This window comes from Massilia orientalis (assembly GCF_030411975.2).
Classification (GTDB): domain Bacteria; phylum Pseudomonadota; class Gammaproteobacteria; order Burkholderiales; family Burkholderiaceae_D; genus Telluria; species Telluria orientalis.
Genome location: NZ_JASNRB020000018.1, coordinates 53,508 through 73,548, shown reverse-complemented (window position 1 = coordinate 73,548; position 20,041 = coordinate 53,508). Strand labels below are relative to the sequence as shown.

Sequence of the window (20,041 nt, the reverse complement as noted above, 5' to 3'; positions counted from 1 at the left end):
GCTGAGCCAAGAAATTGGGCCCCTGCCTTCGCAGGGGCGACGTTGTTTTAGATAGCCACTGTTTTTAACGCCCCCTCTACCGATTCCTTCAACCGCCCCACGATCTCGCCCAGGTCCCCCTGCGTGACGACGAACGGCGGCGCCAGCAGCACGTGATCGCCGTGGCGGCCATCGATCGTGCCGCCCATCGGATACACCAGCAACCCGTTCTCCATCGCGCGCGCCTTGATCGCCGCGTGCAGTTTCAGCTCCGGCGCGAACGGCGTCTTGTGCGCGCGCTCGCGCACCAGTTCCAGGGTTAGGAACAGCCCGCGGCCGCGGATGTCGCCCACGTGCGGATGGTCTTCGAATTCCTCGTCCAGCATGGCCCGCAGCTGCGCGCCGCGCAGGCGCACCTGCGTGAGCAGGTCGTCGCGCTCGATGACCTGCTGGACGGCGAGGGCCGCCGCCGCCGCGACCGGATGCCCGATGTAGGTGTGCCCGTGCAGGAATGCGCCGCTGCCGGCGCGCAGGCGTTCGACGATGGCGCCGTTCACGAGCACCGCGCCGATCGGCTGGTAGCCCGCGCCCAGGCCTTTCGCCACGGCGATCAGGTCGGGCGCCACGCCATCCTGCTCGATCGCGTACATCGTGCCCGTGCGGCCCATCCCGCACATCACCTCGTCGGCGATGAACAGGATGCCGTACTTGTCGCACAGTGCACGCACGCCGCGGAAGTAGCCGGGCGTGGGCGGGATCGCGCCGCCGGTCGCGCCCACGACGGGTTCGGCGCAGAACGCGATCACGCGGTCCGGGCCGGCCTGCAGGATCGCGGCTTCGAGTTCGTCCAGCAGCATCGCCGTGTACTGGTCGACGGTCTGGTCCTCGGCCCGGCCGCGGTATTCGTAGCAGGCCGACACCCGCTCGACGTCGATCAGCAGCGGGGCGAAGGGCTTGCGGCGCCATTCGTTGCCGCCCACGGCCAGCGCGCCGAGCGTGTTCCCGTGGTAGCTCTGGCGCCGCGCGATGAATAGCGAGCGTTGCGGCTCTCCGCCTTCGACGCAGTACTGGCGCGCCAGCTTCAGCGCAGTCTCCATCGCTTCCGATCCGCCCGACACGAGGTACACGCCTTCGATGCCGGCCGGCGCGTTCGCCACGAGGCGGTCGGCCAGCCGCTCCGCCACCTCGGTCGTGAAGAACGCGGTGTGGGCGTAGGCGCACTGGTCGATCTGGCGGTGCATGGCCGCGATCACGTCCGGATGGCCATGCCCGAGCGACGACACGGCCGCGCCGCCGCTCGCGTCCAGGTAGCTGCGCCCGTGGCTGTCGTACAGATAGACGCCCGCGCCGCCGACCGCGACGGGCGGCGTCTGGCGCAGGCTGCGATGCAGGATATGCGTCATTGGAAGCTCCCCAAAAAGTTGACGTTTGACAATAAACGGGAACCGTCGGGATTCTTTTGATTTTTGCCTCAAGGCATGCGAATATTTTCGTCATGACAGACCGCCTTCGCCCGATTCCGCCGGAAGACTGGACCGACGCCCAGCGCGCCGCGGCCCAGGAGATCATCAATGGCCCGCGCGGCGCGCTGTACGGCCCGTTCGTGCCGCTGCTGCGCAGTCCCGAGCTGATGGGCCATGCGCAGCGGGTCGGCGAGTACCTGCGCTACCGCAGTGCCATCGGCGTGCGCCTGTCGGAGCTGGCGATCCTCGTCACGGCGCGCGAATGGGACCAGCAGGTCGAGTGGGCGATCCACGCGCCGATCGCGCAGCAGGTGGGCGTCCCGCCGGACGTCATCGCGGCCATCGCGCGGCACGAGCGGCCGGCCGCGATGCTCGTCGACGAAGCGGTCGTGTACGACTTCTGCCTCGAACTGCACCGCCACAAGCGCGTGTCGGACCGCGTCTACGACGACGCGCTGGCCCTGTTCGGCGAGCAGGGCGTCGTCGACCTGATGGGCGTGAACGGCTATTACACGTTCCTCGCGATGGTGATGAACACGGCGCGCACGGAAGCGCCGGCGTCGAGTGCGGCGCCGCTGCCCGATTAGCCCATCGGCGCCAGGCCGCGTTCGTCGCGGCGCGGTAGTCGTCCGTCGCATTGCCCGGCGCATCGCCGGCGCTGGCGGCATAGTGACGGCTCCCAACCACTCGCGAAAGACAAACCGATGAAACCCCATTACATCCTCGCCGCCGCGGCGGCCGCCACGACCGTCCTCGCGCTGGCCGCTACGCCCGCGCCGTTGCCGCCGAACTGGCACGTGACCGGTGCAAATCCCGACAAATTCACCGCCGGCGTGGACACGTCGCCGGAAGGGCGCGGGGCCAAGTTCTTGCGCAGTAAGACGAACGATCCCAAGGCGTGGGCAGCCCTGGTCCAGCCTGTCCAGGCCCAGCGCTACCTCGGCCAGCGCGTGCGGTTTCGCGCGCGCCTGCGTACCGAGGCGATAAGCGACTGGGCGGGATTGTGGATGCGTGTCGATACGCACGAAGGCAAGTCGGTCGCCTTTTATAACACCAAAAGCCAGCCGCTCAAGGGCACCACCGGCTGGCAGGAGCGCAGCGTCGTGCTGGATGTCCCGGACAACGCGGCGCTGATCGTGTTCGGCGCCATCGGCGGCGGCACGGGCCAGGTGTGGATGGAGCCGGTCGCGTTCGAGACCGTCGGCCGTGACGTCCCCGTCGACCACATGCCGCCGCAGGCCGCCATCCCGACCACGCCGACCTTGTGAGCGAATCGATGACCGACGACGACTGCGCCCGCGCCATCCGCCGCCTGTACGGCTGTGCATGGCGCCAGGGGCTGCTCAGCCTCCTGTGCCTGGCGCTCGTCGCGGGCGGCGCGCTGCTGCTGCGGCGCTACGCCTTGCTCGCGTTGTTCGGCGCGATCGTGGTGCCGGGTTTCGTGACGTGCGCACTGCTGCTGGTGGCCGCGCGCCGGCTCGGCTGGACCAGCGCGATGACGCTGCTGCTGGCCGCGACCGGCGCCGGCGCGTGGGCCGTGCTGCCGGCATACCAGAGCGTGCTCGCCGCGTGGGGCGTCCAGGCGCTGCCCGACCAGCAGGTGCTGGCCTGCGTCGTCGGCGTGAATGTCGCCGTCCTCGGGCTGCCGCTGTGGTTCGCCCGCACCCGCGCCCACGCGCAGCAGCTGGCCGACCTGCGCAACGCGGCGCTGGCGGCGGAGCTGAAAGCGCTGCAGGCCCAGGTCGAACCGCACTTCCTGTACAACACGCTCGCCAACACGCGATATCTCGCGCGCCACCAGCCGCCGCGCGCCGTCGAGATGCTCGAACACCTGATCGCCTACCTGCACAGCGCGCTGCCCGACATGCGCAGCCAGGCGTCGACCCTGGGCCGCGAATTCGAACTGGCCGGCCACTACCTCGCGCTGATGGCGATCCGCTTCGGCGAGCGTCTTCAATACCAGCTCGATTGCCCGCCCGCGCTGGCAGCCGTGTCGATGCCGCCGCTGCTCCTGATGACGCTCGTCGAGAACGCCGTGTGCCACGGCCTCGAGCCGAAGCCGGGCACCGTGCGCATCGCCGTGACGGCGGTTCGCGACGGTAACGTGTTGACCATCGTCGTCGCCGACGACGGCGCCGGTATCGGCGAGACCACGCTGGGCAGCGGCGTCGGCCTGCGCAACCTGCGCGAGCGCCTGCAAGCGTTGTACGGGGCGCGCGCCGGCTTCGTCCTGCGCCGCGGCGATGCGGGCCTGACGGAAGCGGTGCTGACGCTGCCGGCGGCCGCCGCGCTGGAGGTGATGGCATGACGGCGCCCCGCATCCTCGTCGCCGATGACGAACCGCTGTTGCGCGCGGAACTCGTCGAAGCGCTGGAACGTTTGTGGCCGGACGCGCAGATCGCCGCCGCGCAGGACGGCATCGAGGCGCTGCGCCTGGGCCGCGAATGGATGCCGGACGTGGCTTTCCTCGACATCCGCATGCCGGGCCTGGACGGCCTGGAACTGGCGCGCGTGTTCGGGGCGCGGACCCACGTCGTGTTCGTGACGGCCTACGGCGAACATGCGCTCGCCGCGTTCGACGAAGGTGCCGTGGACTACGTCGTGAAGCCGATCGCGCTGGAACGCCTCGCGCGCGCGGTCGAGCGCGTGCGTGCGCGCCTGGCATCGCCGCCGCCGGACCTCACGCACCTCGTGTCGCGCTTGCGGCCCGCACCCAGGGCGCCCGCTTGGCTGCAGGCCACGGTCGGCAACACGATCCACTTCATCGACCTGGCCGACGTCTTGTATTTTTGCGCGGATGCCAAGTACACGCGCGTGGTGACGGACGGGCTGGAAGCCCATATCCGCCTCAGCCTGAAGGAACTGGCCGATTCGCTCGACCCGGCCGCGTTCTGGCAGATCCACCGGGGCTATATGGTGGCCGTGCGGCGCATCGCGAGCGCCGCGCGCGCCGAGGATGGCGCCTTGTGGGTGCACCTGCGCGGGCATCCCGCGCGACTGCCGGTCAGCCAGCGCTTTCAATATCTGTTCCGCGGCATGTAGCCGCCTCGTTCAACAAGGAGACACCATGAATCGCAACCTGTTGCGGGCGGCCGTTTGCGCCCTGTCGTTTGCCGCGGCTACCGCCGCCGGCGCCGCGGAGACCATGCCGCTGGCCCTGGCGCGCGCCGTCGCGGACCAGGCGATCAGCCTGGTCGAGAGCAAGGGCCTGTACCCGCGCCGGCAGGAAGAATACGCTCAGGCGAAGCAGGACCTGCTGGCCGCGGTCGACGGCAAGACGGCGGACGTCGACCGGAACGACCTGTATGCGCGCATCCGCAAGGTGCTCGGCACGCTGGACACGGGCGGCCACTCGTTCCTGTTCCCGCCCCAGGCGCCGGGACAGTCCGCGCTGCCGCAGCCGGCCGGTCCCCGCGTTGCGCCGTTCCAGCTGGTCGCGACGAGCCGAGGCACGGTCTTGCGCTGGGTGCCGCCGGCGACGACGGACATGGCGCCCGCGGCCATGTCGGCCTACGTGCGGCGCGTGTACGACGACGCGGCCGCGCTGCCCGGCGTCGGACGGGCCTGCGCGCTCGTCGTCGACCTGAGCGAGCAGACGGGCGGCAACGCGTGGCCGCCGTTCATCGCCATGTATCCGCTGTTCGGCAATGCCAACAAGGCGCGCTGGGTGGATCGCGACGGCAAGGCGATCCCGGTGGTCGATCGCACCGGTCTCGCGGGCATGGCCGCGCGCGACGTGGGGGACCGCGCCAATCCATTCTCGTCCTTTGCCGCCGGGCCGCTGGCCGTGCTGGTCGGCGCGAAGACGGCGAGCGCGGGCGAGATGCTGCTCGTCGCGTTGATGGGGGAGGAGCGGGTGCGGACGTTCGGCCAGGCGTCGTACGGCATGTCGACGGCGAACAAGGTGTACTGGCTGCCCGACGGCGCCATGCTGTTGCTGACGGAAATGCGGTATGCGCTGGCCGATGGTCCGGTCTTCCGCGGCGGCATCGCGCCTATGCAGCCGGCGCCGAAAGGCGAGCCGGTCGAGGCGTCGCTCAGGACGGCCGCGGAATGGGCTGCCGCCAATTCGCCGCGCTGCGTGCCCGAGTAGGCGGGCTCAGGTCAGCTCAGGCCAGCGCTTCCTTCGCCGCCTGTTCCGGCGTCAGGCCTTCGTAGAACATGTCGGTGAACCACTCGACCTGTTCCTCGATGTGTTCCTGCGCCTGTTTCTGCGTGGCGCCGCCGGCGACGAGGTGGTGTTCGACCTCGATGCACCAGTGAATCAGCGCCAGCGTTTCCTCGTCGAGTTCCTCTTTCTTTGCCATGATTCAGTCCAGTACTTTCTTGAGCCACGCCGAGATGTGCTGGACTTCTTCCAGGCACAGCGTGTGCTGCATGGCGTATTCATGCCATTCGAGCCGGTAGCCCAGCGAGACGAGCAGGTCGCGCGACGCTTCCGCGCGATTGAATGGCACCACGTTGTCGTAGCGGCCGTGGGCCATGAAGATCGGCGTGGACTTGCTGGCGTCGGAGCGTTCGGTCGCCACGTTGGCCGACAACGGCACGTAGCCGGACAGGCACAGCAGGCCGGCCAGCGGTTCCGGATGGCGCAGGCCCGTCTGGATGGCCATCGCGCAGCCCTGCGAGAAGCCGGCCAGGATGATGCGCGAGGCGGGAATGCCGCGTGCCTTTTCGCGCTCGATGAAGGCTTCGATGTCTTTCTGCGAGGCGCGCAGGCCATTCTCGTCTTCGCGCCGCCCGAGTTCCAGGCCCGTGATGTCGTACCAGGAGCGCATCACGTAGCCGTTGTTGATGGTCACCGGCATCGTGTTCGCGTGCGGGAAGATGAAGCGGATGCTGGGCAGGCCGGCGAGGTCCAGTTCGCGCACCATCGGCACGAAGTCGTTGCCGTCCGCGCCCAGGCCGTGCATCCAGATGATGGCGATCTCGGGGTTGTCGTTGGTCTCGATCTGGATGTGTTCGAGCAGGTCGCTCATGCGGGGTCCTTTGGTCGTTGCGCCGACTTCGGCCGGAAGGCCTTGCAGACGGCCGGGTCGGTCTCGGCGTACGGGCCGCCGATCAGGTCGATGCAATACGGGACGGCCGCGAAGATGCCGCCGACGATGTTTCGACCGTCCGCGTCCTTCAGGCCTTCCAGCGTTTCCTTGATGGACTTCGGCTGGCCCGGCAGGTTCATGATCAGGGCGGCGTGATGGGGCGTCTCGCGGATCACGGCCGTCTGGCGCGACAGGATCGCGGTCGGCACGAAGTGCAGACTGATCTGGCGCATCTGCTCGCCGAAGCCAGGCATCTCCTTCGTGCCCACGGCGACGGTTGCTTCCGGCGTGACGTCGCGGCGGGCGGGGCCCGTGCCGCCCGTCGTCAGCACGAGGTGGCAGCGCGCGGTGTCGACCAGCTCGACGAGCGTCTGCTCGATGCTGGCGCGGTCGTCCGGGATCAGGCGCGTCTCGACGCGGAACGGGGTGACGAGGGCCGCTTCCAGCCACTCGCGCAGCGCGGGAATGCCCTTGTCTTCATAGACCCCGCCGCTGGCGCGGTCCGAGACCGAGACCAGGCCGACGACCAGCTCTTCGACTTTATTGTCCAGACTCATCGTCTTCGTCCTCGTCGCCGGAGGCTTCATCGGCAGGCGCGGCCTTCGGCGCCTTCGCCAGGTCCTTCAGGATCTGGAAGATTTCGCGGTAGGCCTTGGGCGGCTTGTTCTCCGCCTGTTCCTTGCGCGCATTGCGGATCAGCGTGCGCAGGTGCTGCACGTCCAGGTCCGGGTGTTCTTCCAGCAACTGGGTCAGCGCTTTGTCGTCGGCCAGCAGCTTGTCGCGGCGGCGCTCCAGCGCGTGCAGCGCGGCCGCCTCGGCCTTGGAGGTGCCCTTCCAGCTTTCGATGGTGCGCTGGATGACGGCGACCTCTTCCTCGTCGAGCGAGCGCATCAGCTTGCCGACGAATTGCAGCTGGCGGCGCCGGCCTTCGTGGTTGGTGATGGTCTGGCACATGAGGATGGCGTCGCGGACTTCGTCCGGCATCGGGACGCGCTTGACGCGGTCGCGCGGCGCCTCGATGAGCTGTTCACCGAGCTTCTGCAGCTCGTTACTCTGGCGCTTGAGTTCGGACTTGGAAGGGCGGTCGTATTCCTGGTCGAACTCGTCGGAGCGGAAGCCGACGGAGCCGCGGTTGGCATTTGGCATGATGATCTAGATTCGGCAGGCACGAAGCCGGCCGGTAAAAACAGTAAACGGCTGCTATGATAACTGTTTTAGGGCTCGCTACGAAAAACGCACATGACCGATACCGTCTTCACCCATACCCAGGATCAGCTCAAGCAGCTTGCACAGGACGTGCTTGCCATTGCCAAGGAAACGGGCGCCAGCGATGCGTCGGTCGAGATCAGCGAGGGTAGCGGGCTGGCGGTGACGGTCCGCAAGGGCCAGATCGAGACCATCGAGCAGAACAAGGACAAGGGCATCGGCGTGACCGTCTACTCCGGCCAGCGCCGTGGTCACGCCAGTACGTCCGACTTCTCGCGCGACTCGCTGCGCGCCACCGTCGAGGCGGCGTACAACATCGCCCGCTTCACGGCCGAGGACCCGGCCGCCGGCCTGCCGGATGCCGACCTGCTGGAAACGAACCCGCGCGACCTGCACCTGTGTTACCCATGGGACATCAGCGCCGAGGATGCCGTCGCCATCGCCCAGCGCTGCGAGGCGGCCGCGTTCGCCGTCGACAAGCGCGTCACCAACAGTGAAGGCGCCAGCGTCTACGTGCAGCAGTCGCACTTCGTGGCGGCCAACTCGCTCGGCTTTTGCGCCGGCTACCCGTTCTCGCGCCACACGCTGTCCGTCGCGCCGATCGCGGGCAAGGGCGCCCACATGCAGCGCGACGACTGGTATTCGTCGGCGCGCGATCCGAACAAACTGGGCGATCCGGAAAAGATCGGCCGCTATGCCGCCGAACGCGCCCTCGCGCGCCTGAACGCGCGCAAGCTCGACACTCGCACGTGCCCCGTGCTGTTCGAGGCGCCGCTGGCCGCCGGCCTGCTGGGTGCGTTCGTCCAGGCGACCTCGGGCGGTGCCCTGTACCGCAAGTCGAGCTTCCTGCTCGATTCGCTGGGGAGCAGCATTTTCCCATCCCACATCCAGATCGTCGAAGACCCGCACCTGATCGGCGGCGTGGGCTCGGCCCCGTTCGACGAAGAGGGCGTGCGTACCCAGCGCCGCAAGGTCGTCAGCGACGGCGTGCTGCAAGGCTATTTCCTGTCGTCGTACTCGGCCCGCAAGCTGGGCATGCAGACGACGGGCAACGCCGGCGGCTCGCACAACCTGGAAATCATCTCGAAAGAAACGAAGATCGCCGACGACTTCGAAGGCATGCTGCGCAAGATGGGCACCGGCCTGCTCGTCACGGAACTGATGGGGCAGGGCACGAACTACGTCACGGGCGATTACTCGCGTGGGGCGTCCGGCTACTGGGTCGAGAACGGCGTCATCCAGTATCCGGTCGAAGAGATCACCATCGCGGGCAACATGAAGGACATGTTCCAGGCCATCGTCGGCGTCGGCAACGACGTGCTCACGCGCGGGAACAAGTCGACGGGTTCCATCCTGATCGAGCAGATGGTCGTCGCGGGCAATTGATTTCACATTTGCCATGAGGTCATGACAATCTATTGCAAAAATGTCATAACCATGTGTTACATTGACGACTTTCTATGTCACGGGAGACGTCATGGCAACACTCCAGACTTTCGGCCTGCAGCTCGACCTGATCGGCAGCACGGCCGTGCAATGGAAAATCATCTCGACCTCGTCCAGCAGCGTCACGCTGGAAAACGGGCTCCAGCACCTGTCCATCCTGGGTAACTTCGCGATCGGCCCGTCCGGCGACGTGAGCGGCACCGCGACGGCCGTGAACTTGGTCCAGCTGGGCTACTCCGGCCTGCCGGTGTTCCAGGCGACGGACCTGACCATCGATGGCGGGACGTTCCTGGACACGGTCCTCAAGGCCACGACCGATACCCAGATTTATACGGCCCTGCTGGCCGGCTCCGACACCATCACCGGCAGCGCCGGCAAGGACATCCTGCAAGGCTTCGCGGGCAGCGACGTCATCCGGGCCGGCGGCGGCGACGACCGCATCGGTGCCGACGCGGGCAGCGACGTGATCGACGGCGGCGCCGGTTTCGACACCATCGCCTACAAGGGCGCCTACGCCGACTACCGGATCGAACGCACGGGCGCCGCGTGGACGATCGCGGACCTGAAGGGCACCGGCGGCATCGACACGCTGACGGGCGTCGAACGCGTGTATTTCGACGACAAGGACGTCGCGCTCATCAGCGTCGACAACACGGGCGGCCAGTTGTTCCGCTTGTACCAGGCCGCATTCGGCCGCAATCCGGACGAGCCGGGCCTGGATTTCTGGACGCAGCAGATCGATGGCGGGGGCGCGACACTGGCGGGGATCACCGGCGCCTTCCTCGCATCGGCGGAATACCAGAAGCTGTACGGCGGCCTCGCCAACCGCGACCTGGTGGTCAAGTATTACGAGCACATCCTGCACCGCGCGCCGGACCAGGCCGGGCTGGACTTCTGGACGGACGCCCTGGACCGCAAGATCGCCACCCGTGGCGAGGTGCTCGCCGGCATCAGCGAGAGTCCGGAAAACGTGGACCTGAGCGTGCAGCTGATCGGCAACGGCCTCGTGTTCGACGCGCCCATCATGACCATGTGACGCACGCGTTTTTCGGGTTCCTGCAATAATGTGCAGATACGCATTTTTGAAAGGAACCCGATGGACATTCTTGCCGCCGCCCGCAAGCGCTACACCGCCAAGGCCTACGACCCGACCCGCCGCGTCCCCGAAGAGACGATGCAGCAGATCTATGAAGTGCTGCGCAACAGCCCGTCGTCGGTGAACTCGCAGCCCTGGCACTTCATCGTCGCCAGCACGCCGGAAGCGAAGGCGCGCCTGGCCAAGGGCGTGCAGGGTCCGTACAGCTACAACGAAGCGAAGATCCTGAACGCGTCGCACGTGATCCTGTTCTGCACGCGCGTCGACGCCGAAGGCGGCCACCTGGAGCGCCTGCTCGAGCAGGAACAGCGCGACGGCCGCTTCAAGGACGATGCCGCCAGGGCCGGCCAGGCCAAGGGCCGCCAGGGCTACGTCAACCTGCACCGCTACACGCTGAAGGACCTGCCGCAGTGGTTCGAGAAGCAGGCGTATATCGCGCTGGGCAACGCCATGCTGGCAGCCAGCGCGCTGGGCGTGGACACGACCCCGATGGAAGGCCTGGACCCGGCCGCGCTGGACGCGGAACTGGGCCTGCACGAGAAAGGCCTGTCCAGCCTCGTCCTGCTGAGCTTCGGCTACCACGCCGACAGCGATTTCAACGCAAGCCTGCCGAAATCGCGTCTCACGCAGGAACAGGTGTTTACTTTCCTGTAAGCGGATAACGGGGCTCGTGCCCCGTTTCTTATTTTTGCAACTGACGCACGGCCTGCAGCACCGGCTGCAGCACCGCGGCGCCGAGGCGTGCGCTGCGGGCGCCGTCCCAGCCGACCAGCGGGTCAGGGTCGTTGGCATTGTCCTTGAACGGCAGTTCCAGGGTCAGCGACAGGCAGCCGAACGCATGCGTCACGTACGGCGAACCCGTCGTCAGCACCTCGTCCGTGTACGGCTCTTTCGGGTAGCCATGTACGTCCTGGAAGTCCGGGCTGGCGATCATGAACGCGTCCGAGAATGCCTTCTGCGCGGCGGCCTGGTTCGCCGTGAAGGTCGGCAGGGCATCGCTGCCGGCGATGAAGACGTAGGGCAGGCCTTCGTCGCCGTGGACGTCCAGGAACAGGTCGACGCCCGTCTCTTCCATCTTCTTGCGGACCAGGAACACTTCCGGGCTGCGTTCCAACGACGGATTCAGCCACTCGCGGTTCAGGTTGGCGCCGGCCGCGTTCGTGCGCAGGTTGCCGCGCACGGACCCGTCCGGGTTCATGTTCGGCACGACATAGAACACGGTCTCTTTCAGCAACTGGCGGCCGAACGGATGGGCCGGGTCGAGCAGGGCGTCGAGCATGCCTTCGACGAACCACTCGGCCATCGTCTCGCCCGGGTGCTGGCGCGCGATGACCCACACCTTCTTCTTGTTCGCGGCCTCGTCGCCGATGACGAGCAGGTTCAGGTCGCGCCCGTCGACGGTCGAGCCGAGGTCCAGCATGCGCACGTGTTCGGACAGCTGGGCGCGGTCGAGCAGCTCCAGGTGGCGTTCCCACGAATACGGCTCGAAATAGGCGTAGTAGACGCTGTCCATGGCGGGCGTGTGCTCGATCGTGAGCGCCTGGCCGTCGAAGCTCGTCGGCACGCGGAACCAGTTGACGCGATCGTAGCTGGCCATCGCGTGATAGTCTTCCCAGCCCTTCGGATACGCGGACTTGCCGGCGTTGAGCAGGCGGATCGTGCACGGCTGCGCCTGCGCGCCCTGCAGGCGGAAGTAGAACCACTGCGTGATGTCGGCGTGGGAGTCCTTGCGGATGTTCAGGTCGATGGCGTTCGCGCTCGTGGCGTTCACGATATCGATGGCGCCAGCGTCGAACTGGCTGCTGATCTTGATAGACATAGTGCGTCCTGATGTTGTTGGGTGTGAGCCGGCATGATACTGCTTAATGGATGACGACCAAGGGTTTGCTACTGTTCTTGCTTGGCCTCATCGAGGAGGAGGGAACATGATGAACATCCGTGTGGCGCGGCCGGAAATCACAACCATCGACCGGCGCGGCTTCTGGCTGCGCTGGCGCGACGAAGAGCTCTATGTGCCGTTCGCGCTGTTCCCGTGGTTCGAGCACGCCACCGTGGCGCAGCTGTGCCATATCCAGCCCCTGGGCGCGGAATGCCTGTACTGGCCGGGGCTCGACCTGGAACTGGCGCTGGACCGTATTCGTCATCCGATGGCGGCGGCGCAGTTCGCGCTGGATTGCTGATCAGCCCAGCCCGCCGAACCGCTCGGCCAGCCCCGCATCCGCCGCCGGCGCCGCCGCATCCTCGCGCCGCAGCACGTCCATCAGATGCCGCTCGGCCGGCGCCCACACGAGGCGGTAGATCGCCTGCGCCAGCGCATACGCCTCCGACCCCGGCCACGGCTGCGGCAACAGCGCCAGCGGCAGCATCGGATCGTGCAACTGGACGCGGCGGTACGCGTGGATCAGCAGGGTACGCACGATGAAGGCCCGCTGCGGATCCGGTTCGGGCTCGCCGCGCAGCAGGTCGAGCAGCGGCGAGAATTCCTTGATGAAACGCCGGTAGCCGGTCACGACGGCAGACAAATCCCACCCTTCGCGCACCAGTTCGGCCAGCGGCCGCGCGCCGGCACAAGGCAGCTCCGTCGCGGCGCAGACGAAGATCTTGCCGCCGCCTTCCACCCGCCGCAGCACCTCGGCCACGCCGTCCGGGGCGGCCGCCGGATGCGCCAGCAGGCCCGGCGCCAGCATGGCGAATCCTTCCCATTCGAGTTCCTTGCGCACGGCCGCGCGCAGCGCGCTGTCGATGCTGCCGTTGGGGGCCAGCAGCAGGGTCCAGCGGCCGTCCCAGTCGACGCCGGGCGGCGCGTAGATGCGGCGGTTGGCGCGCGCGAAGCGGGGCGCGGCGTCCGGCTGCAGCGCATAGCTGCTGCGCCGGCCCTCGCGGTTCGCGACGAGCCAGCCCTCCTGCACGAGGCGGAACACGCTCGTGCGCACGAGCCGGTCCGTGACGCCGAGCGGCGCCACCAGTTCGATCAGGCTGCCCAGCCACAGGCGGCCGCCGTGCGGCGCGATGGCGTCGCCGAAGATCGTCATCACGAGCGATTTGGAACGCGGCGGGTCGGTCTCGAGAAAGTGGTTGATCCACTCGTGGCTGCTGGGCTGGGTCATGGTGGGCGATTTTACCGCGTCTCAATATGATTCAAAATTTCGCTATACATCGCGATTAGTGTATCGTATTATGAATCGACACAGAACCCAGGGAGACCAGCCATGTATGCCCAGATGGTTGAAACCGGCCTGAAACAGGTCCAGACCCGCGCCGACATGAGCGCGGAAGAACAGGCGTTCCAGGCGCGCATCGACGCCGGCGTGAAGATCGAAGCCAAGGACTGGATGCCCGAGGCGTACCGCAAGACGCTGATCCGCCAGATTTCCCAGCACGCGCACTCCGAGATCGTCGGCCAGCTGCCGGAGGGCAATTGGGTGACGCGCGCGCCCACGCTGAAGCGCAAATCGATCCTGCTGGCCAAGATCCAGGACGAAGCCGGCCACGGGCTGTATTTGTACAGCGCGGCGGAGACGTTGGGCGTGTCGCGCGACGAACTGCTGGCCGCCCTGCACTCCGGCAAGGCCAAGTATTCGAGCATCTTCAATTACCCGACCCTGACGTGGGCCGACATCGGCGCCATCGGCTGGCTCGTGGACGGCTCCGCGATCATCAACCAGATCCCGCTGTGCCGCTGTTCGTACGGTCCGTATGCCCGCGCGATGATCCGCGTGTGCAAGGAAGAGTCGTTCCACGCGCGCCAGGGCTACGACATCATGATGAAGCTGGCCCAGGGCACGCCCGAGCAGAAGGCGATGGCGCAGGATGCCCTCAACCGCTGGTGGTGGCCGTCGTTGATGATGTTCGGCCCGTCCGATGCGGAATCCGTCAACAGCGCCCAGTCGACGGCCTGGCGCATCAAGCTGTTCTCGAACGACGAGCTGCGCCAGCGCATGGTCGACCAGACCGTGCCCCAGGCCGAATTCCTCGGCCTCACCGTCCCCGATCCGGACCTCAAGTGGAACGAGGAACGGGGTCATTACGACTTCGGCGAGATCGATTGGGAAGAGTTTTATAACATCCTGAAAGGGAACGGACCGTGCAACAAGGAGCGCCTGCGGACCCGCGTGAAGGCGTACGAGGATGGCGCATGGTTCCGCGAGGCGCTCGTCGCGCACGCGGACAAGCAGGCCGCAAAGAAAGCCGCCGCATAATTTAATTACGTCATTCCCGCGCACGCGGGAATCCATACCGGGCGTCTGAAATCGCCTCAGCATGGGTTCCCGCTTGCGCGGGAACGACGAGCTGAACGGAGACAATAATGAGCAAGGAATGGCCCCTGTGGGAAGTCTTCATCCGCAGCCAGCACGGCCTCGCCCACAAGCACGTGGGCAGCCTGCATGCGCCGGATGCCGGGATGGCGATCAACAACGCGCGCGACGTCTACACGCGCCGCAACGAAGGCGTGTCGATCTGGGTGGTGAAGGCCGCCGACATCGTCGCGTCCAGCCCGGCCGACAAGGACGCCCTGTTCGAGCCGTCGAACAGCAAGGTCTACCGCCACCCGACGTTCTTCCCGATGCCGGAAGACGTCAAGAACCTGTGAGCGGACCATGGACGCGAACAAGTTCGAATACCTTCTGCGCCAGGGCGACAATGCCTTGATCCTGTCGCAGCAACTGTCGCAGCTGTGCGGCAAGGGCCCGGCGCTGGAAGAAGACATGGCGCTGACCAATGTCGCCCTCGACCTGCTGGGCCAGACGCGGATGTGGCTGACGTATGCGGGCGAGATCGAAGGCCACGGCCGCGACGAGGATCGTTTGGCGTACCTGCGCGACACGCGCGAGTTCCGCAACTGCCTGCTCGTCGAGCAGCCGAACGGCGACTACGCGCAGACCCTGACGCGCCAGTTCCTGTTCGATACGTGGCACTACTTCCTGATGCGCGGCCTGCTGGCGTCCAGCGACCGCCGCATCGGCGAGATCGCGGAAAAGTCGATCAAGGAGGTGACGTACCACCTGCGCCGCAGCGGCGACCTCGTCGTGCGCCTGGGCGACGGCACGGACGTCAGCCGCCGCAAGATGCAGGACGCGCTCGACGAATTGTGGACCTACGCCGGCGAGATGTTCATCTACGACGACGTCGACCTGGCGATGGTCGCGCAGGGCGTGGCACCGGCAGCGGAGCCGCTGCGCGAGGCATTCCTGGTCCACGTGGCCGAGGTGCTGGACGAAGCGACGCTGACGATGCCGCCCGCGGATGCCTACGTCCAGCGCGGCGGCAAACAGGGCCGGCACACGGAGCGCCTCGGCTACATCCTCGCCGAGATGCAGTTCCTGCAGCGCGCCTACCCGGGCGTGGAATGGTGATGACCGCGGCGTCCATCACGGCCGGCGAGGTCTGGTCCTGGCTGGGCGAGGTCCCGGATCCCGAGATTCCCGTGATCTCCGTCGTGGACCTGGGCATCGTGCGTGCCGTGGACGTGCACGACGACGGTGAATGCGTCGTCACGATCACCCCGACGTATTCCGGCTGCCCCGCGATGGAAGTCATCGCCGAAGACATCGACAAGGCCTTGCGCGCACGTGGCGTGGACCGCCTGCGCATCGTCACCCGCCTGTCGCCCGCATGGACGACGGACTGGATGAGCGCCGCCGGCAAGGCCGCGCTGAAGGGCTACGGCATCGCGCCGCCGGTGCAGCAGGTGATCGACATCAGCGGCCTGGCGCGCGGCGTGAAGCGCCATGCGATCCAGCAGCCCGACGTGGCCTGCCCGCACTGCGGCTCGATGCATACCCGTCTCACCAGCCAGTTCGGCTCGACCCCGTGCAAGGCACTGTATCAATGCCTGGATTGCCGCGAGCCGTTCGACTACTTCAAATGCCATTGAGGCCCACATGAGCAAGTTCTACCCATTGACCGTGGCGCACGTGAAGCACGAGACGCGCGACGCGATCGCCGTCACGTTCGACGTCCCGCCGCCGCTGCGCGAGGCCTTCCGCTACCGCCAGGGCCAGCATCTGACAGTGCGCGCGATGATCGACGGCGAGGACGTGCGCCGCTCCTATTCGATCTGCTCGGCCGTGCAGGATGACAAGCTGCGCGTCGCCATCAAGCGCGTGCAAGGCGGCCTGTTCTCGACCTGGGCCAACGAGTGCATCCGGCCCGGCGTCACGCTCGACGTGATGCCGCCGGAAGGCCGCTTCAACCTGCCGCTGGAACCCGGGAGCCGCCGCCACTACCTGGCCTTCGCGGCCGGCAGCGGCATCACGCCGATCCTGTCCATCGTCAAGACGACCCTGATCGCCGAGCCGCACAGCTGCTTCACCGTGTTGTACGGGAACCGCGCGTCGTCGTCCGTCATCTTCCGCGACGAACTGGCAGAGCTGAAGGACCAGTACCTGGAACGCCTGAACCTCGTCTACGTGATGAGCCGCGAGCAGCAGGACATCGAGCTGTTCAACGGCCGCATCACGCAGGACAAATGCCGCCAGCTGTTCCAGCGCTGGCTGCGCGTGGAAGACGTCGACTACGCGTTCATCTGCGGTCCGGAAGACATGATGCATGGCGTCTCCGCCGCGCTGCAGGAAGCCGGCATGCCGAAGGAGCGCATCCGCATCGAGCTGTTCGCCGCCGGCGCCGCGCAGGAACCGCGCAAGCCGCGCGGCCAGGCTGCTGGCGAGACGCACCACCACACGGAAGTCACCGTGATCATGGACGGCAACCACGCCACCTTCACGATGGACCGCGACAAGGAATCGCTCCTCGACGCCGGCCTGCGCGCGGGCCTCGACATGCGCTATTCCTGCAAGGGCGGCGTGTGCTCGACGTGCCGCTGCAAGGTGCGCGAAGGGCAGGTCGACATGGACGTCAACTATGCGCTGGAAGACTACGAGGTCGCGCGCGGCTTCGTGCTGAGCTGCCAGAGCTTCCCGGTGACGGACAAGGTTGTCGTCGATTTCGACGTGGTCGAATAAACACCCCTCCGTCGTCCCCGCGAAGGCGGGGACCCATGCTGAATCGGCTTCGGACGCTCAGTATGGAGGGAATAGTGCCGGGGGCACTATTCCCGCCTGCGCGGGAATGACGGAATTGAGAACGAGGAGACACCTTGACCTACGAATCCATCCTGTTCACGATCGAGCAGGGCATCGCCACGCTGACCCTGAACCGCCCCGAACGCCTGAACAGTTTTACCCAGGCGATGCACCTGGAAGTGCGCGCCGCCTTGAAGCGCGTGGAACAGGACAAGTCGGTGCGCGTGCTGTTGCTGACGGGCGCCGGCCGCGGCTTCTGCGCCGGCCAGGACCTGAACGACCGCGCCGTGGAGCCGGGCGCGCCGGGCGTCGACCTGGGCGAATCCGTCGAAAAATTCTATGCCCCGCTCGTGCTCACCTTGAAAAGCCTGCCGCTGCCCGTGATCTGCGCCGTCAACGGCGTGGCCGCCGGCGCCGGCGCCAACCTGGCGCTCGCGTGCGACATCGTGCTGGCCGCGCAATCGGCATCCTTCATCGAAGCGTTCTGCAAATTGGGCCTGATCCCGGACACGGGCGGCACGTGGGCCTTGCCCCGGCTGCTCGGTCCCGCGCGTGCCATGGGTCTCGCCCTGCTGGGCGACAAGCTGCCGGCCGAGAAGGCCGAGCAATGGGGCCTGATCTGGCGCTGCGTGCCGGACGAATCGCTGATGGACGAAGCGCTGGCCATGGCCCGCCACTTCGCCACCGCGCCGACGAAGGGTCTGGCGTTCACGAAGCGGGCCATGCAGGAAAGCTGGGGCAATACGCTGGAACAGCAGCTGCAACTGGAAGCGGAGATGATGCGCGAACTGGGCTACAGCCACGATTACCGCGAAGGCGTCGCCGCGTTCATCGCCAAGCGCCAGCCCGCGTTCAAGGGGGAGTAAACATGACCCAGGCATTGGAGAAAAACAGCGTCGTCGCCGTCATCGGCAGCGGCGCGATGGGCGCCGGCATCGCCCAGGTGGCGGCCGTCGCCGGGCACACCGTGCGGCTGTACGACACCCGTCCGGAAGCCGTCGAAAAGGCCATCGCCGACATCGTCAAAGCCTTGGCAAGACTGGTCGAAAAAGGCCGCATGGGCGCGGCGGAAGCGGATCTCGCGCGCGAGCGCATCCACGCGATGCGTGCGCTCGATGAAGCGAAGGATGCCGCGCTGGTCGTCGAAGCCGTCGTGGAGGACCTCGACGTCAAGCGCGCCCTGTTCGCCGACCTGGAAGGCATCGTCGGGCCGGACTGCGTCCTCGCCACGAACACGTCGTCGATCTCCGTCACGGCCATCGGCGCAAGACTGAAACGCCCGGGGCGCCTCGTCGGCATGCACTTCTTCAATCCGGTCCCGCTGATGGCGTTGGTGGAAGTGATCTCCGGTGTCGCCACCGACAAGGCCGTCGCGGACACCGTGGTCGCGACCGGCGCGGCCTGGGGCAAGAACCCCGTGCATGCGAAGTCGACGCCCGGCTTCATCGTCAACCGCGTGGCGCGCCCGTATTATGCGGAGGCGCTGCGCCTGCTGCTCGAACAGGCGGGCGACCCGGCCACGATCGATGCCGTGATGCGCGACTGCGGCGGTTTCCGCATGGGCCCCTTCGAGCTGATGGACCTGATCGGCCACGACGTCAATTACTCGGTCACGCAATCCGTCTTCAATGCCTACTACGGCGACCCTCGCTTCGCGCCGTCGGTCGTGCAGCAGGAACTGGTGAATGCCGGCTTCCTGGGCCGCAAGACGGGCCGTGGATTCTATCGCTACGGCGACGACGTGGTGCCGCCGCAGGCGCAGGCCGAGTCCGCGCAGCAGGGGGCCGCACAGGCGACGCTTGGCGGCGCCGATCCGGTAACCGCTGCCCTGAAAGCGCGTGTGGGCAGCTCGGAGGGCGCCGCCACGATCTTCCTGACCGACGGCCGCAGCGCCACCCAGCGCGCTCTCGATGAAGGCCGCCCGGACACGATTCTGTTCGACCTGCTGCTGGACCCCGTGAAGGCCACGCGCATCGCGCTGGCGCGCGCGGACCAGTGCAGCGCCGCCGCCTGGAATGCCGCCGTGGGCCTGTTCCAGCAGGCCGGGTTCACCGTGACGCGCCTCGACGACGTGCCGGGCCTGGCCGTGATGCGCACCGTCGCGATGCTGGCCAACGAGGCGCTCGACGCCGTCAACCAGGGCGTGTGCAGCGCGGCCGCCGTCGATATCGCGATGCAGAAGGGCGTGAACTACCCGCGCGGTCCGCTGGCCTGGGCCGATGCGATCGGCCTGCATCATGTGTTCACCGTGCTGGCCAACCTGGGCGCGACGTATGGCGAAGACCGCTACCGCGTGTCGCCGCTGCTGCGCCGCAAGCTCGCCGCCAACCCGACCGGAGCACGCATCCATGCACAGTGACGCACAAGCGCTGGCCGAACTGGCCGGCAAAACGATGTACGAACGCGATCCCGCCAGCCAGGCGCTGGGCATGACGCTCGACGCGATCCGCCCCGGCTTTGCGCGCATGCGCATGCGGGTGCGCGAGGACATGCTGAACGGCCACGGCACCTGCCACGGCGGCTATATCTTCATGCTGGCCGACAGCGCGTTCGCATTCGCCTGCAACTCGCACAATTTCAACACGGTGGGCGCCGGCTGCACGATCGACTACCTCGCGCCGGGCCGCGCGGGCGACGTGCTCGTGGCCGAAGCGGTCGAGCAGGCGCTGGCCGGCAAGACGGGTGTCTACGACGTCGTCGTGACCGACCAGGACGGGCGCAAGGTCGCGCTGTTCCGCGGGAAGTCGCATCGCGTCGCGGGCCATGTCGTCGATCTATAAACGGAGGAGA

At 67.1% G+C, this 20,041-nt stretch carries 24 protein-coding genes; 17 read left to right on the top strand and 7 right to left on the bottom strand.

The genetic code is table 11. The features are described from left to right. Nucleotides 1–47: 47 nt before the first annotated feature. Nucleotides 48–1,382, bottom strand: coding sequence for an aspartate aminotransferase family protein (locus QPK29_RS25090; protein WP_371768894.1), 1,335 nt, complete (start codon nt 1,380–1,382; stop codon nt 48–50). Nucleotides 1,383–1,474: 92 nt separating this feature from the next. On the opposite strand from QPK29_RS25090, the gene QPK29_RS25085 reads away from it, so the two are divergent. The 5 genes from QPK29_RS25085 to QPK29_RS25065 all read left to right on the top strand — a co-directional run bounded on the left by QPK29_RS25085 (nt 1,475) and on the right by QPK29_RS25065 (nt 5,535). Then, the gene (locus QPK29_RS25085; RefSeq protein ID WP_160409444.1) at nt 1,475–2,029 is read left to right on the top strand and encodes a carboxymuconolactone decarboxylase family protein; all 555 of its coding nucleotides are present in this window, start codon (nt 1,475–1,477) and stop codon (nt 2,027–2,029) included. A gap of 117 nt (nt 2,030–2,146) precedes the next feature. Next, nucleotides 2,147–2,710, top strand: coding sequence for a hypothetical protein (locus QPK29_RS25080; RefSeq protein ID WP_056124434.1), 564 nt, complete (start codon nt 2,147–2,149; stop codon nt 2,708–2,710). Between the two features lie 8 nt (nt 2,711–2,718). Next, a complete protein-coding gene (locus QPK29_RS25075) occupies nt 2,719–3,750 on the top strand; it encodes a sensor histidine kinase (RefSeq protein ID WP_371768895.1) in 1,032 nt (343 codons plus the stop codon). After that, complete coding sequence (locus QPK29_RS25070; RefSeq protein WP_371768896.1) at nt 3,747–4,484, top strand: LytR/AlgR family response regulator transcription factor; 738 nt, start codon at nt 3,747–3,749, stop codon at nt 4,482–4,484. The genes QPK29_RS25075 and QPK29_RS25070 overlap by 4 nt, the downstream gene beginning before the upstream one ends. A 25-nt stretch (nt 4,485–4,509) precedes the next feature. Further along, the gene (locus QPK29_RS25065; protein ID WP_371768897.1) at nt 4,510–5,535 is read left to right on the top strand and encodes a S41 family peptidase; all 1,026 of its coding nucleotides are present in this window, start codon (nt 4,510–4,512) and stop codon (nt 5,533–5,535) included. Nucleotides 5,536–5,551: 16 nt separating this feature from the next. Here the strand turns inward: QPK29_RS25065 and QPK29_RS25060 are convergent, their stop codons facing one another. The 4 genes from QPK29_RS25060 to yjgA are packed head-to-tail and all read right to left on the bottom strand — an operon-like array spanning nt 5,552 to nt 7,627. Then, nucleotides 5,552–5,749, bottom strand: coding sequence for a hypothetical protein (locus QPK29_RS25060; RefSeq protein ID WP_056124423.1), 198 nt, complete (start codon nt 5,747–5,749; stop codon nt 5,552–5,554). 3 nt (nt 5,750–5,752) lie between these two features. Beyond that, on the bottom strand, nt 5,753–6,421 hold the full coding sequence (locus tag QPK29_RS25055) for an alpha/beta hydrolase (RefSeq protein ID WP_371768898.1): 669 nt from the start codon (nt 6,419–6,421) through the stop codon (nt 5,753–5,755). Continuing rightward, nucleotides 6,418–7,038, bottom strand: coding sequence for a molybdopterin adenylyltransferase (mog, locus tag QPK29_RS25050; RefSeq protein ID WP_056124417.1), 621 nt, complete (start codon nt 7,036–7,038; stop codon nt 6,418–6,420). Before mog ends, QPK29_RS25055 begins: the two co-directional genes overlap by 4 nt. After that, nucleotides 7,022–7,627 carry a ribosome biogenesis factor YjgA gene (yjgA, locus tag QPK29_RS25045; RefSeq protein ID WP_056124414.1) on the bottom strand — a complete coding sequence of 202 codons (606 nt, stop codon included), beginning with the start codon at nt 7,625–7,627 and terminating at the stop codon, nt 7,022–7,024. Before yjgA ends, mog begins: the two co-directional genes overlap by 17 nt. 93 nt (nt 7,628–7,720) lie before the next feature. On the opposite strand from yjgA, the gene pmbA reads away from it, so the two are divergent. The 3 genes from pmbA (at nt 7,721) to QPK29_RS25030 (ending at nt 10,883) form a co-directional block, all read left to right on the top strand. Beyond that, the gene (gene pmbA, locus QPK29_RS25040; RefSeq protein ID WP_371768899.1) at nt 7,721–9,073 is read left to right on the top strand and encodes a metalloprotease PmbA; all 1,353 of its coding nucleotides are present in this window, start codon (nt 7,721–7,723) and stop codon (nt 9,071–9,073) included. 91 nt (nt 9,074–9,164) lie between these two features. Next, on the top strand, nt 9,165–10,169 hold the full coding sequence (locus tag QPK29_RS25035) for a DUF4214 domain-containing protein (protein ID WP_371768900.1): 1,005 nt from the start codon (nt 9,165–9,167) through the stop codon (nt 10,167–10,169). 60 nt (nt 10,170–10,229) lie between these two features. After that, nucleotides 10,230–10,883: an oxygen-insensitive NAD(P)H-dependent nitroreductase NfsB gene (locus tag QPK29_RS25030; protein ID WP_056124406.1), complete on the top strand. Its 654-nt coding sequence runs from the start codon at nt 10,230–10,232 to the stop codon at nt 10,881–10,883. Between the two features lie 28 nt (nt 10,884–10,911). Here the strand turns inward: QPK29_RS25030 and QPK29_RS25025 are convergent, their stop codons facing one another. Continuing rightward, nucleotides 10,912–12,048 (bottom strand): M14 family metallopeptidase, encoded by a 1,137-nt coding sequence (locus QPK29_RS25025; protein WP_371768901.1) that lies wholly within the window; start codon nt 12,046–12,048, stop codon nt 10,912–10,914. A 106-nt stretch (nt 12,049–12,154) separates the two neighbouring features. Between QPK29_RS25025 and QPK29_RS25020 the strand changes: the two genes are divergently transcribed. After that, nucleotides 12,155–12,409 (top strand): DUF2442 domain-containing protein, encoded by a 255-nt coding sequence (locus QPK29_RS25020; RefSeq protein ID WP_056124402.1) that lies wholly within the window; start codon nt 12,155–12,157, stop codon nt 12,407–12,409. On the opposite strand, the gene paaX is transcribed toward QPK29_RS25020, so the two are convergent. Beyond that, a complete protein-coding gene (paaX, locus tag QPK29_RS25015) occupies nt 12,410–13,336 on the bottom strand; it encodes a phenylacetic acid degradation operon negative regulatory protein PaaX (protein WP_371768902.1) in 927 nt (308 codons plus the stop codon). A 102-nt stretch (nt 13,337–13,438) separates the two neighbouring features. On the opposite strand from paaX, the gene paaA reads away from it, so the two are divergent. The 8 genes from paaA (at nt 13,439) to paaI (ending at nt 20,031) form a co-directional block, all read left to right on the top strand. Continuing rightward, complete coding sequence (paaA, locus tag QPK29_RS25010; RefSeq protein WP_371768903.1) at nt 13,439–14,428, top strand: 1,2-phenylacetyl-CoA epoxidase subunit PaaA; 990 nt, start codon at nt 13,439–13,441, stop codon at nt 14,426–14,428. Nucleotides 14,429–14,535: 107 nt separating this feature from the next. After that, nucleotides 14,536–14,820 (top strand): 1,2-phenylacetyl-CoA epoxidase subunit PaaB, encoded by a 285-nt coding sequence (paaB, locus tag QPK29_RS25005; RefSeq protein ID WP_056124395.1) that lies wholly within the window; start codon nt 14,536–14,538, stop codon nt 14,818–14,820. A gap of 7 nt (nt 14,821–14,827) precedes the next feature. Then, entirely contained in the window at nt 14,828–15,583 is a 756-nt protein-coding gene (gene paaC, locus QPK29_RS25000) for a 1,2-phenylacetyl-CoA epoxidase subunit PaaC (RefSeq protein WP_371768904.1), read from the top strand. Next, nucleotides 15,583–16,104, top strand: coding sequence for a 1,2-phenylacetyl-CoA epoxidase subunit PaaD (gene paaD / locus QPK29_RS24995; RefSeq protein WP_371768905.1), 522 nt, complete (start codon nt 15,583–15,585; stop codon nt 16,102–16,104). Before paaC ends, paaD begins: the two co-directional genes overlap by 1 nt. 7 nt (nt 16,105–16,111) lie before the next feature. Then, nucleotides 16,112–17,191 (top strand): 1,2-phenylacetyl-CoA epoxidase subunit PaaE, encoded by a 1,080-nt coding sequence (gene paaE, locus QPK29_RS24990; RefSeq protein WP_371768906.1) that lies wholly within the window; start codon nt 16,112–16,114, stop codon nt 17,189–17,191. A 134-nt stretch (nt 17,192–17,325) separates the two neighbouring features. Further along, a complete protein-coding gene (gene paaG, locus QPK29_RS24985) occupies nt 17,326–18,117 on the top strand; it encodes a 2-(1,2-epoxy-1,2-dihydrophenyl)acetyl-CoA isomerase PaaG (RefSeq protein WP_371768907.1) in 792 nt (263 codons plus the stop codon). Nucleotides 18,118–18,119: 2 nt separating this feature from the next. Next, nucleotides 18,120–19,610, top strand: a complete 1,491-nt coding sequence (gene paaH / locus QPK29_RS24980) for a 3-hydroxyacyl-CoA dehydrogenase PaaH (protein WP_371768908.1) — start codon at nt 18,120–18,122, stop codon at nt 19,608–19,610. Beyond that, nucleotides 19,600–20,031 carry a hydroxyphenylacetyl-CoA thioesterase PaaI gene (gene paaI / locus QPK29_RS24975; protein WP_371768909.1) on the top strand — a complete coding sequence of 144 codons (432 nt, stop codon included), beginning with the start codon at nt 19,600–19,602 and terminating at the stop codon, nt 20,029–20,031. The genes paaH and paaI overlap by 11 nt, the downstream gene beginning before the upstream one ends. Nucleotides 20,032–20,041 lie beyond the last annotated feature (10 nt).

Coding starts and splice junctions, on each gene's coding strand:
- mog (WP_056124417.1), bottom strand. CDS start 7,038: ATGAGTCTGGACAATAAAGTCGAAGAGCTGGTCGTCGGCCTGGTCTCG.
- QPK29_RS25030 (WP_056124406.1), top strand. CDS start 10,230: ATGGACATTCTTGCCGCCGCCCGCAAGCGCTACACCGCCAAGGCCTAC.
- pmbA (WP_371768899.1), top strand. CDS start 7,721: ATGACCGATACCGTCTTCACCCATACCCAGGATCAGCTCAAGCAGCTT.
- paaE (WP_371768906.1), top strand. CDS start 16,112: ATGAGCAAGTTCTACCCATTGACCGTGGCGCACGTGAAGCACGAGACG.
- paaD (WP_371768905.1), top strand. CDS start 15,583: ATGACCGCGGCGTCCATCACGGCCGGCGAGGTCTGGTCCTGGCTGGGC.
- paaC (WP_371768904.1), top strand. CDS start 14,828: ATGGACGCGAACAAGTTCGAATACCTTCTGCGCCAGGGCGACAATGCC.
- QPK29_RS25070 (WP_371768896.1), top strand. CDS start 3,747: ATGACGGCGCCCCGCATCCTCGTCGCCGATGACGAACCGCTGTTGCGC.
- QPK29_RS25025 (WP_371768901.1), bottom strand. CDS start 12,048: ATGTCTATCAAGATCAGCAGCCAGTTCGACGCTGGCGCCATCGATATC.
- QPK29_RS25085 (WP_160409444.1), top strand. CDS start 1,475: ATGACAGACCGCCTTCGCCCGATTCCGCCGGAAGACTGGACCGACGCC.
- QPK29_RS25020 (WP_056124402.1), top strand. CDS start 12,155: ATGATGAACATCCGTGTGGCGCGGCCGGAAATCACAACCATCGACCGG.
- paaA (WP_371768903.1), top strand. CDS start 13,439: ATGTATGCCCAGATGGTTGAAACCGGCCTGAAACAGGTCCAGACCCGC.
- paaB (WP_056124395.1), top strand. CDS start 14,536: ATGAGCAAGGAATGGCCCCTGTGGGAAGTCTTCATCCGCAGCCAGCAC.
- paaI (WP_371768909.1), top strand. CDS start 19,600: ATGCACAGTGACGCACAAGCGCTGGCCGAACTGGCCGGCAAAACGATG.
- QPK29_RS25075 (WP_371768895.1), top strand. CDS start 2,719: ATGACCGACGACGACTGCGCCCGCGCCATCCGCCGCCTGTACGGCTGT.
- paaH (WP_371768908.1), top strand. CDS start 18,120: ATGACCCAGGCATTGGAGAAAAACAGCGTCGTCGCCGTCATCGGCAGC.
- QPK29_RS25090 (WP_371768894.1), bottom strand. CDS start 1,382: ATGACGCATATCCTGCATCGCAGCCTGCGCCAGACGCCGCCCGTCGCG.
- QPK29_RS25065 (WP_371768897.1), top strand. CDS start 4,510: ATGAATCGCAACCTGTTGCGGGCGGCCGTTTGCGCCCTGTCGTTTGCC.
- QPK29_RS25035 (WP_371768900.1), top strand. CDS start 9,165: ATGGCAACACTCCAGACTTTCGGCCTGCAGCTCGACCTGATCGGCAGC.
- QPK29_RS25080 (WP_056124434.1), top strand. CDS start 2,147: ATGAAACCCCATTACATCCTCGCCGCCGCGGCGGCCGCCACGACCGTC.
- yjgA (WP_056124414.1), bottom strand. CDS start 7,627: ATGCCAAATGCCAACCGCGGCTCCGTCGGCTTCCGCTCCGACGAGTTC.
- QPK29_RS25060 (WP_056124423.1), bottom strand. CDS start 5,749: ATGGCAAAGAAAGAGGAACTCGACGAGGAAACGCTGGCGCTGATTCAC.
- paaX (WP_371768902.1), bottom strand. CDS start 13,336: ATGACCCAGCCCAGCAGCCACGAGTGGATCAACCACTTTCTCGAGACC.
- QPK29_RS25055 (WP_371768898.1), bottom strand. CDS start 6,421: ATGAGCGACCTGCTCGAACACATCCAGATCGAGACCAACGACAACCCC.